At 66.7% G+C, this 9,998-nt stretch carries 10 protein-coding genes; 5 read left to right on the top strand and 5 right to left on the bottom strand.

Annotated elements, in window-relative coordinates:
- The 3 genes from lpxK to WBB14_RS04800 all read right to left on the bottom strand — a co-directional run.
- Positions 1 to 682, bottom strand: a 682-nt coding sequence (gene lpxK / locus WBB14_RS04810; RefSeq protein ID WP_424238794.1) for a tetraacyldisaccharide 4'-kinase, incomplete at its 3' end; no start/stop codon positions are given.
- Positions 679 to 1,092 carry an ExbD/TolR family protein gene (locus tag WBB14_RS04805; protein ID WP_013394771.1) on the bottom strand — a complete coding sequence of 138 codons (414 nt, stop codon included), beginning with the start codon at positions 1,090 to 1,092 and terminating at the stop codon, positions 679 to 681. The genes lpxK and WBB14_RS04805, both read right to left, overlap by 4 nt.
- Positions 1,089 to 1,712, bottom strand: a complete 624-nt coding sequence (locus WBB14_RS04800; protein WP_424238793.1) for a MotA/TolQ/ExbB proton channel family protein — start codon at positions 1,710 to 1,712, stop codon at positions 1,089 to 1,091. The genes WBB14_RS04805 and WBB14_RS04800 overlap by 4 nt, the downstream gene beginning before the upstream one ends.
- 352 nt (positions 1,713 to 2,064) lie before the next feature.
- Between WBB14_RS04800 and xseA the strand changes: the two genes are divergently transcribed.
- From xseA to pcaF, 5 genes are all read left to right on the top strand, one after another.
- Positions 2,065 to 3,432: an exodeoxyribonuclease VII large subunit gene (gene xseA, locus WBB14_RS04795; protein WP_424238792.1), complete on the top strand. Its 1,368-nt coding sequence runs from the start codon at positions 2,065 to 2,067 to the stop codon at positions 3,430 to 3,432.
- Positions 3,433 to 3,607: 175 nt separating this feature from the next.
- Complete coding sequence (gene sodB, locus WBB14_RS04790) at positions 3,608 to 4,186, top strand: superoxide dismutase [Fe] (protein WP_013394768.1); 579 nt, start codon at positions 3,608 to 3,610, stop codon at positions 4,184 to 4,186.
- 280 nt (positions 4,187 to 4,466) lie between these two features.
- Positions 4,467 to 6,158 carry a methyl-accepting chemotaxis protein gene (locus WBB14_RS04785; protein WP_424238791.1) on the top strand — a complete coding sequence of 564 codons (1,692 nt, stop codon included), beginning with the start codon at positions 4,467 to 4,469 and terminating at the stop codon, positions 6,156 to 6,158.
- A 72-nt stretch (positions 6,159 to 6,230) separates the two neighbouring features.
- Entirely contained in the window at positions 6,231 to 7,625 is a 1,395-nt protein-coding gene (locus tag WBB14_RS04780; RefSeq protein WP_424238790.1) for a chloride channel protein, read from the top strand.
- A 174-nt stretch (positions 7,626 to 7,799) separates the two neighbouring features.
- Complete coding sequence (pcaF, locus tag WBB14_RS04775) at positions 7,800 to 9,005, top strand: 3-oxoadipyl-CoA thiolase (protein WP_424238789.1); 1,206 nt, start codon at positions 7,800 to 7,802, stop codon at positions 9,003 to 9,005.
- 94 nt (positions 9,006 to 9,099) lie between these two features.
- Here pcaF and WBB14_RS04770 read toward each other — a convergent pair whose 3' ends face one another.
- Both WBB14_RS04770 and WBB14_RS04765 read right to left on the bottom strand, forming a co-directional pair.
- Complete coding sequence (locus tag WBB14_RS04770) at positions 9,100 to 9,507, bottom strand: DUF192 domain-containing protein (protein ID WP_424238795.1); 408 nt, start codon at positions 9,505 to 9,507, stop codon at positions 9,100 to 9,102.
- A gap of 200 nt (positions 9,508 to 9,707) precedes the next feature.
- A complete protein-coding gene (locus WBB14_RS04765) occupies positions 9,708 to 9,953 on the bottom strand; it encodes a cold-shock protein (protein ID WP_006220277.1) in 246 nt (81 codons plus the stop codon).
- Positions 9,954 to 9,998 lie beyond the last annotated feature (45 nt).

Here is a 9,998-nt window from a genome sequence, read left to right as displayed (position 1 = left end):
GCCACATGCGCACCTGCCGCGGCCGGCCGCCGCCGCCCGCGGCCCGCGGTTGGGCGTCGGGCGTGCCGATATTGGTCACCACCACGTCGACCTCCCGCAGCCGTTCAGCGGGTTCGCGCAAGGGGCCGGCGGGCAGCAGGCGGCCATTGCCCACGCCGCGCTCGTCCTGCACCACGATTTCGATGTCGCGGGCCAGCGCCAGATGCTGCAGGCCGTCATCCGAAACGATCACGTCCACCTTCGGATGCGCCTGCAGCAGGGCCTGGGCGGCCAGGGCGCGCTTCGGGTGTACGGAAACCGGGGCGCCGGTGGCCCGGGCGATCAGCGCGGGTTCGTCGCCGAAGCGGGTGGCTTCCAGTTGGCCCAGCCCGACGCGGGCGTGGGGGCCGACCTTGACGCCGTAGCCGCGGCTGACGACGCCAGGGGTGTAGCCGCGGGACCGCAGCGCTTCCACGGTGGCGATGACCATGGGCGTCTTGCCGGTGCCGCCGACGTAAACGTTGCCGATCACCACGACGGGAACGGGCGCGCGATAGGCGCTGCGGCTGCCGTCCAGATAGCGCTGGCGCTTGCGCGCCACTTCCCAGGCGGTGAGCCTGGACAGCGGCAGCAGCAGATTGGAGAGCCAGCCGCCGTGCTGCCATTGGCGCGTCAGCAGCGTCGAGGCGCGCTTGGCGGTCACCGGGTGGTCTGCGCGGCGAAGTTGACGCGGCCGATGCCAGCCAGCCGCGCGGCTTCCATGACGTTGATCACGGACTGGTGGGTGGCTTGGGCGTCGGCGTTGATGACGACCAGCGGCTCGGTCTTGCCAGCCGCGGCCTGGCGCAGGGCGTCGGCGATTTCGGGCGGCGTGGAGACATCGATGAGCGTGCCGTTGAGCGCGTAGCGCCCATCCTGGCTGACGGCGACTTCCAGCGCCGGAGGCGTGTCCTGTTCCATCGAGGCCTGCGGCAGCGTCACCTTCAACTGGGTGAAGCGCGCGAAGGAAGTGGTGGCCGCCAGGAAGATCAGGATGACCAGCAGCACGTCGATGAGCGGGATCAGGTTGATATCCAGCTCATCGCGGTCGCCGCGCGGGCCGCGGAAATTCATGAACGACCCTCTCGCGGGGCGGATCCGTGGGAGACGGCGCGGACCAGGCGCGATGCGGCCTGTTCCATGGCGCTGAGGTAGCCGTCCACCCGGCTGCGCAGGTAACGGTGCGCGATCATGGCCGGAATGGCGATGAGGATGCCGAAGCCGGTGTTGTACAGCGCCATCGAGATGCCCCGCGCCAGTTGGGCGGGATCGCCGCCGCCGGGGGTGTAGGAACCGAAGATTTCGATCATGCCGACCACCGTGCCGAACAGGCCCATCAGGGGCGCGACCACGGCGATGGTGCCGATGGCGGGAATGTAACGGCTGAGGTCGTGGGCGACGGCGCGGCCGGCGTCCTCGACCACGTTGCGCAGTTCCTCGCGCGGCAGATGGCGGTGGCGCATCACTTCGGCGAGGATCCGGCCCAGCGGCGAGTTGCGCTCGAGACGGTTGATCGATTCGGGTGTGTCCTGGCGATTGCGCAGCATTTCAGCCACTTGATCGCTCAGGCCGCGCGGCATGACCAAGCCGCGGCGCAGGGAGAGGAAGCGCTCGAAGATCAGCGCCAGGCCCAGGACGGATGTCGCCAGCAGGGGCCAGATCGGCCAGCCGGCCTCGCGCAGTATGGAAAGCAAAGCGTTCAACTCCCGGGGGGAACCGGCGCGCAAGGGCGCGCAAACCGGCAACTGATCAAGCCGAAACTGTAACGGCGCGGCGGGGGGTGTGGCAAGTCGGTACGACCCCCAATCTATCCACAGATCTTGTGGATAATTCTGTGCAAAACTTCCCGGGAATGCTTGTGGGCACAGGGCTTGCACTTGTTTGCTTCAATTTCGAGCAGCGCCGTTTTTAGTAAATATCTATAAAAATCAATGATTTAATTCGAATTTACTGGCTTTCGGGGCGGTTGCGGCAAAAATGCTGGGACGCGGTATGATTGCGGCCCGCTACGCGGCCCCTGTGGACAGGTACGCATCGGAAAGCCCCATGACAATTGAATCTACAGTCACAAACAACGTATTTGCGCGGGATATCCTGACGGTTGCCCAGCTGAATCAAGCGGTGGGGCAGTTGTTGGAGCGCAGCATCCCGGCGCTGTGGGTGCGTGGGGAGATTTCCAACTTCACAGCGGCGGCTTCCGGGCATTGGTACTTCACGCTCAAGGACAGCCGGGCTTCCGTGCGCGCCGTCATGTTCAGAAGCCGCGCCAGCGCGGTGGGTTTCGTACCGCGAGCGGGCGATCAGGTCGAAATCCGGGCCCGCGTGTCCCTCTATGAGCCCCGTGGCGACTATCAGCTGCAGGCCGACGCCATGCGGCGGGCAGGATTAGGCAATCTGTACGAGGCGTTCCTGCGCCTGAAGGAGCAGTTGGCTTCCGAAGGGCTGTTCGATCCGGCCCGCAAGCGCGAACCCGTGCGCCTGCCGCGGGCGATCGGGGTGATCACTTCCCTGCACGCCGCGGCGTTGCGGGACGTGCTGTCGGCGCTGGCGCGGCGCGCGCCCCAGGTGCCCGTGATTATCTACCCGGCGCCGGTCCAAGGGGCGGACGCCGCAGGGCGGCTGGCCGCCCAGGTGCGCCTGGCAAACCAGCGCGCCGAAGTCGACACGCTGCTGCTGGTGCGCGGCGGCGGCAGCATCGAGGATCTCTGGAGCTTCAACGACGAGGCGCTGGCCCGAGAGGTCGCGGCCAGCGAAATCCCCGTCATCAGCGGCGTGGGACACGAGACGGATTTCACCATCGCCGATTTCGTGGCCGACGTGCGCGCGCCGACGCCGACCGCGGCCGCCGAACTGGCTTGCGTGCCGCGTTCCGAATTGCTCGGCCGGGTCATGCAGGCGGCAGAGGCCATGACGCGCGGTCAACAGCGCCGCCTGGAGCGCGCCGCCCAGCGGCTGGACCGCGCCGCGGCGCAACTGGTGTCCCCGGCCCAGCGCCTGGAGCACCAGCGCGAACGCCTGAACAGCCTGCGTTTCCGCCTGGCCACGGCCTGGTCCGGTCCGCAGGAGCGCCGCGTTGCGCGCGTCAACCTGCTGACCCAGCGCCTGGCGCATCGCGTGCCGGATACCGGCCGCGCCGCCGAGCGTCTGGCGGGCGCGGCGCGCCAGCTTGGCCAGGCGCATGCGCGGCTGCTGGCGCAACGGCGCAATCGGTTGGCGTCCGCCACGGCGCAATTGCGCGCGCTGGACCCGGGCAACACGCTGGCTCGCGGTTACGCCATTGCGCGCGACGAACAAGGCCACATCGTGCGCGACGCGGCCGCGCTGGCGGCGGGACAAGCGCTGGATCTGAGCTTCGCCCATGGCGGCGCCGAGGTTGCGGTTCAGCGTACCCGCGATACGCGCGAGGCTTCCTGAAATCCGGCCGGCGCGTGTGCCGGGCGGCCCATGTGGCCGCTCTCATGAGTACATGCTTCCAGTGATAAGCAGATGCGTCCCTTAACCCCGCGCGGGCGGGGGGTTAACGCGGTATCCTCAGTAGTTGCCGATACAATTGAACGGCTTGATCGTGCACTCAACAGAAGGAACCTCAATGGCACATACTCTTCCCCCCCTGCCTTACGAACTGGACGCTCTGGCTCCGCACATTTCCAAGGAAACGCTGGAGTTCCACTACGGCAAGCATCACCAGACCTACGTCACGAACCTGAACAACCTGATCCCGGGTACGGAATTCGAAACGCTGTCGCTGGAAGACATCGTGAAGAAGTCCTCGGGTGGCATTTTCAACAACGCCGCCCAGATCTGGAACCACACGTTCTACTGGAACAGCCTGGCCCCCAAGGCCGGCGGCGCTCCCACCGGCAAGCTGGCTGACGCCATCAACGCCAAGTGGGGCAGCTTCGACGCCTTCAAGGAAGCCTTCAACAAGTCGGCTGCCGGCAACTTCGGTTCGGGCTGGACCTGGCTGGTCAAGAAGGCCGACGGCTCGGTCGACATCGTCAACACCAGCAACGCCGCCACCCCGCTGACCACGGCCGACAAGCCGCTGCTCACCTGTGATGTCTGGGAACACGCCTACTACATCGACTACCGCAACGCTCGTCCCAAGTACCTGGAAAACTTCTGGGCGCTGGTGAACTGGGAATTCGCGGCCAAGAACTTCGCCTGATCGGCAAGACCAGTCGCGCCGCGGCATTTGCGCCGCGGCTCTGCTGACAAACCCCTCGCGCAAGCTTGGGGTTTTCTTTTTGTTCAGCAAAAATTCAGCTAATGAAATCCCTGTCGATTGTCGAATTCATTGCGGGGAAATGACGAATAAACCGGCTTTTCTTCCGGGTAATCCCTAGGTTTGCGAACCACTATCGTTGGCCCCGGTCGGCGACTGAACCACGGGGTCCACGGCCGCGGCATGCCCGCCATAAACCGTGGTAACTACAGGGAAGGGAAGCATGTTGCGGTTATTTTCGGGTTTGCGCATCGGCGCGCGCCTGTCGGGCGCGTTCTTGCTGGTGGCGGTAATAGGCGGTGCGATCGGAGGCTTCGGGGTTTGGGGCCTGGCGCGCATCAATGAAATGAACGACCGGCTTTACGACACCGAGCTGCGCGGCATCTCGGACATCAAGGAAGCCAATATCAATCTGATCTATGCGGGCCGCGCCCGCAACGGCTATCTGGCCGCGTCCACGGAACAGGAGCGGCAGGCGCTGCGCAAGCAGTTCGACAATGCCGTCGCGCAGATGGACAGCTTGCGTGAAAAGGCCGCGGCCAATTTCTATTCGGAGGATGGCAAGCGCCTGCTGGCGCAGTTCGCCGAGACCGAACAAGTCTGGAAGCGCGAGTCCGCGGCGTTCTTCGCCGCCGCCCAGGCCCGGCCGCTGACCCAGGCCGATCCGCGCGTGGTCGAGGTCGAAGCGCGCGTGATCGCTTCCTCGCAGAAGCTGGACGATCTGATGACCAGCCTGGCGAAGATCAAGGAAACCGTCGCTGCGCAAAGCGTGCAGAACGGCACGGACCTCTATGAAAATCTGCGCGCGCTCATGGTCGTCCTGGCCGTGATCGGCGTGGCGGTCGGCATGCTGCTGGGCTGGCTGGTGACGCGCGGCATCGTGCGGCCGCTGGAACAGGCCGTGGCCGCCGCGCGCCAGGTGGCGGCGGGCGACCTGACGACCGACATCCAGGTTGCGACGCGCGACGAGACCGGCGACCTGATGGGCGCGCTCAAGACCATGAACGCCAGCCTGGCGCGCATCGTCAAGGACGTGCGCGACGGCTGCGAAAGCATCGCCTCGGCGTCCTCGCAGATCGCCCAGGGCAACGCCGACTTGTCGCAGCGCACCGAGGAACAGGCTTCGTCGCTGGAGGAAACCGCGGCGTCGATGGAGCAGCTAACCAGCACCGTGCAGCAGAACGCCAACAACGCCAGCGAGGCGGACCGCCTGGTCAACCAGGCGTCCACCGTGGCGGTCCGAGGTGGCGAAGTGGTGGAGGGCGTGGTCCAGACCATGAGCGCGATCTCGGACAGCTCGCGCCGTATCGCCGACATCACTGGCGTGATCGACGGCATCGCATTCCAGACCAACATCCTGGCGCTCAACGCGGCCGTGGAAGCGGCGCGGGCGGGCGAGCAGGGCCGTGGCTTCGCGGTGGTGGCGGGCGAGGTGCGCACGCTGGCGCAACGCTCGGCGGTGGCCGCGAAGGAAATCAAGGCCTTGATCGACGAGTCGGTCACGCGCGTCGAAGGCGGCACGCGCCAGGTCGACGAGGCTGGCCGCACCATGCGCGAAGTCGTGGACAGCGTGCGCCAGGTCGCCACTCTGGTGCGCGAGATCGCCAGCGCCTCGGAAGAACAGTCCGCCGGCATCGGCCAGGTCAACCAGGCGGTGGCGCAGATGGACACCGTGACCCAGCAGAACGCCGCGCTGGTGGAAGAGGCCGCCGCCGCGGCCGCCAGCATGCAGGAACAAGCCACCCGGCTGGCCCAGGAAGTGCGCCGCTTCAAGGTGGAAGCGGGCGGCGGATCGGCCCGCGAAGCGCAGGTCCGCTTGGTGCAGGCCGTGCCCGCGGCGTCGCGCAAGCCGGCCGCGCCCGTGACGCGTCCCGCGCTGGCGCAGGCCTCGGACGACGACTGGTCGACGTTCTGATCCTGTGCTGTGGGCTGCCGGTCAGGTGGGAGTGGTAAGGTTAGCCACTTTCAACCGCGCCGGCTGTCGCCCATGAACCTGCCCGACCCTCTACGCCGGCTGCTGGCCGGCCCGCGCCGGTGGGCGCATCGCAAGGTGCGCCAGATCAACCGCCTGTCGCGCAAAAGCGTGCAGATGGGGTTGCTGCTGGGGGGCGCCGGCCTGGTGGCGCTGATGTCGCTGGGCTTTGCCTATCTGGCCGACAAGGCGCTGGAATGGAACCGCGAGTGGGTCGCCTACAACGGTTGGCTGGCCTTGCTGGTCCTGCCGCTGAGCCTGGCCGCCTTGCGCTGGCTGACTTTGCGTTTTGCTCCCAACGCGTCCGGCAGCGGGATTCCCCAAGTCATCGGCGCCTTGTCGCTGCCGCCTGGCCCCAGCCAGAACAGCCTGGTGGCGCTGGGGCAGACCCTCTGGAAAATTCCCCTCGCATTCTTCGGCATGCTGGCTGGCGCCTCGATCGGCCGCGAAGGGCCATCGGTCCAGGTGGGCGCCGCCCTCATGCTGGCCTGGGGCGATTTCTGGAAGCGGCGCGGCGTGCAACTGCGCGGCTTCCATGCCAATGAACTGATCGCCGCCGGGGCCGCGGGCGGCCTGGCCGCCGCCTTCAATGCGCCGCTGGCCGGCGTCATCTTCGCCATCGAGGAATTGGGACGGGGCACCGTGCTGCGCTGGCAGCGGCTGGTGCTGATCGGGGTGCTGGCCTCGGGCTTCCTGGTGGTGGCGGTGGTTGGCAACAATCCTTACTTCGGCGTGTTCGGCGGCGCGCCGCTGACGCATGGCATGGTGATGTGGGTGGCCATCTGCGCGGCGCTCAACGGCGCGCTGGGCGGCATCTTCGCCCGCCTGCTCGGCAAGGGGGCGGCCGGCAGCGCGCCGCAGTCCTGGCGTTCCTGGATCCGCGCGCATCCGATCTGGACCGCCTTCATCATGGGCCTGATCCTTGCAGTCATCGGCCTGTCCACGGCCGGCAGCGTTTACGGCACGGGGTACGGCGTGGCGGCGGATCTGCTGTCGGGGAAAGACACGGCGCCGGCCAGCTTCGGCCTGGCCAAGCTGGCCGCGACCGTCGCGTCGTACTGGGCCGGCATACCCGGCGGCATTTTCACGCCCGCCCTGACCACGGGCGCGGGCATCGGCCATCACATCTGGCAGTTGGCGGGAGAGGGCGTGGACCACCGCGTGCTGGTGCTGATTTCGATGGCCGCCTTCCTGGCCGCCGCGACCCAGGCGCCGCTGACGGCCAGCGTGGTGGTGATGGAAATGACGGGCAGCCAGCCCATGCTGTTCTGGCTGCTGGTGGGATCCCTGCTGGCCTCGGGCGTGTCGCGCCAGTTCTGCCCGCAACCCTTCTATCACATGGCGGCCGGGCGTTTTCGCAGGCAGGCCATCGTGGATACGGCGCGCGCCGCCAGGCCGCCCGCGACCTGATTCCAAAGCCCGGGCTCGCGCCTCGGCGCAGGGCTCGCCGCGCGCGCCGCCTAGGTGAACAGCCGTTGGACACTGTCCGTGCAGCGGACATCCTGCAGGTGCACCAACTTGGCGCGAAAGCGCTGCGTTAAGATCGCCCGATCCGGATTTTTTCTCACTTACGTCGAGCTTCCCATGACCGTGCATGCTTTTATTTGTGATGCGATCCGCACCCCCTTCGGCCGCTACGGCGGCGCGCTGGCTTCCGTGCGCCCCGACGATCTTGCTGCCGTAGCCATCAAGGCGCTGGTGGCGCGCAATCCTGGCGTGCGCTGGGAAGAACTGGACGACGCCATCATGGGCTGCGCCAACCAGGCGGGTGAAGACAACCGCAACGTGGCCCGCATGGCCACGCTGCTGGCCGGCCTGCCGATCGAAGTGCCCGGCGCCACCGTCAACCGCCTGTGCGGTTCGGGCCTGGACGCCATCGGCGGCGCCGCGCGCGCCATCCGCGCTGGCGAAGCCGGCCTGATGTTGGCCGGCGGCGTGGAAAGCATGAGCCGCGCGCCCTTCGTCATGGGCAAGGCCGATAGCGCCTTTTCGCGCAGCGCCGCGATCTACGACACCACCATCGGCTGGCGCTTCATCAACAAGCTGATGAAGGCGCAATACGGCGTGGACTCGATGCCCGAGACCGCCGAGAACGTCGCCGATGATTTCAAGATCAACCGCGAAGACCAGGACTTGTTTGCCCTGGCCAGCCAGCAGAAGACCGCCCGCGCGCAGAAGGAAGGCTTCTTCGACGCCGAAATCGTGCCCGTGTCGATCGCCCAGAAAAAGGGCGACCCCATCGTCGTCAGCAAGGACGAGCACCCGCGTGAGACCAGCCTGGAATCGCTGGCCAAGCTGAAGGGCGTGGTCCGCGAAGGCGGCACCGTCACGGCTGGCAATGCCTCGGGCGTCAACGACGGCGCTGCCGCGCTGCTGTTGGCCGATGAAAAGGCCGCCGCCCGTCACGGCCTGACCCCGCGCGCCCGCGTGATCGGCATGGCCACGGCCGGCGTCGCGCCGCGCATCATGGGCATCGGTCCGGCGCCCGCCACGCTGAAGGTGCTGGCCCAGACCGGCCTGAAGCTGGAGCAGATGGACGTCATCGAGCTGAACGAGGCGTTTGCCGCCCAGGGCCTGGCCGTGCTGCGCCAACTGGGCATCGCCGACAACGACCCGCGCGTGAACCCCAACGGCGGCGCTATCGCCCTGGGTCATCCGCTGGGCGCCAGCGGCGCGCGTCTGGCCACCACCGCGATCAACCAGCTGCACCGCACTGGCGGCCGCTACGCGCTGTGCACCATGTGCATCGGCGTGGGCCAGGGCATCGCGCTGATCATCGAGCGCGTGTAATCGCCGGGCACGCGCGCGCCGCCTGCGGCCCGTGCGTGCTGAAACGAAAAGGGAGCCTCCAGGGCTCCCTTTTCATATCCGCCGGTGGGCTGCTTCAGGGCAGGCCGTCCAGTTTCTTGCCGGCCTTGATGCCATGCTGCTCGAACCAGCCTTGGGCCATTTCCAGGGCGTAGCGCACCGGCTTCTTGGCGCAGTGCGGATCTTCGGTCTGCGGCGCCATGTCTTCAATGTTGACGATCGTGCCATCGTCGGCGATAAAGGCAATCGAGAGCGGCAGGAGGGTGTTGCGCATCCAGAAGCACTGCACGTCGGGCTGTTCGAAGACGAACAGCATGCCGTCGTTGCCGGGCAGCTCCTGGCGGAACATCAGTCCGTCGCGGCGCGTCGCTTCCGTGTTCGCGACTTCTGCGCGGATAATATGGATGCCGGCCGAAAGCTGGGTGGTGGGCAGGGCGGCTTGAGGGCCGGTCTGCTGCGCGCCGGCCGCCGCGGGCAGCGCCATCGCGATGGCGGCCAGGGCGGGGGCCAGGGCTTTCGGCAGGAGGTTTCTGAAGAACGCTGTCTTGAACAACGTGAGGCTGACAGGAAATAAAACGGCGTTCTTGGGCATGACCTGGCGCAATGAATGAAAAATAACAAGGCGGGGCCCGAAAGCCCCGCCTGGATAATGGCGCAACCTTACCGCTGCGCTTTAAGGGTAACTCAGGCAGCCGTGATATTAAGCGCCTGCTTGCCTTTGGGCCCCTGAATAATCTCGAAGGCCACTTTCTGGCCTTCCTTCAGGGTTTTAAAACCATTCATCTGGATGGACGAAAAATGGGCGAACAGATCTTCACCGCCGTCGTCGGGCGTAATGAAGCCAAACCCCTTTGCATCGTTGAACCATTTGACGGTGCCCGTCGATTTGGGATTGTCCCCTTGGACGGCGGTTGCGGTCGTATCAGACATGCGGACTGCCTCATTGAATCGTATGTTGACGAAGGGCATCGCGGC

The organism is Achromobacter sp., assembly GCF_049647645.1.
Classification (GTDB): domain Bacteria; phylum Pseudomonadota; class Gammaproteobacteria; order Burkholderiales; family Burkholderiaceae_B; genus Achromobacter.
This window is presented reverse-complemented; position numbering and strand designations above follow the sequence as displayed.

Coding starts and splice junctions, on each gene's coding strand:
- sodB (WP_013394768.1), top strand. CDS start 3,608: ATGGCACATACTCTTCCCCCCCTGCCTTACGAACTGGACGCTCTGGCT.
- WBB14_RS04780 (WP_424238790.1), top strand. CDS start 6,231: ATGAACCTGCCCGACCCTCTACGCCGGCTGCTGGCCGGCCCGCGCCGG.
- WBB14_RS04805 (WP_013394771.1), bottom strand. CDS start 1,092: ATGAATTTCCGCGGCCCGCGCGGCGACCGCGATGAGCTGGATATCAAC.
- WBB14_RS04770 (WP_424238795.1), bottom strand. CDS start 9,507: ATGGCGCTGCCCGCGGCGGCCGGCGCGCAGCAGACCGGCCCTCAAGCC.
- pcaF (WP_424238789.1), top strand. CDS start 7,800: ATGACCGTGCATGCTTTTATTTGTGATGCGATCCGCACCCCCTTCGGC.
- WBB14_RS04765 (WP_006220277.1), bottom strand. CDS start 9,953: ATGTCTGATACGACCGCAACCGCCGTCCAAGGGGACAATCCCAAATCG.
- xseA (WP_424238792.1), top strand. CDS start 2,065: ATGACAATTGAATCTACAGTCACAAACAACGTATTTGCGCGGGATATC.
- WBB14_RS04785 (WP_424238791.1), top strand. CDS start 4,467: ATGTTGCGGTTATTTTCGGGTTTGCGCATCGGCGCGCGCCTGTCGGGC.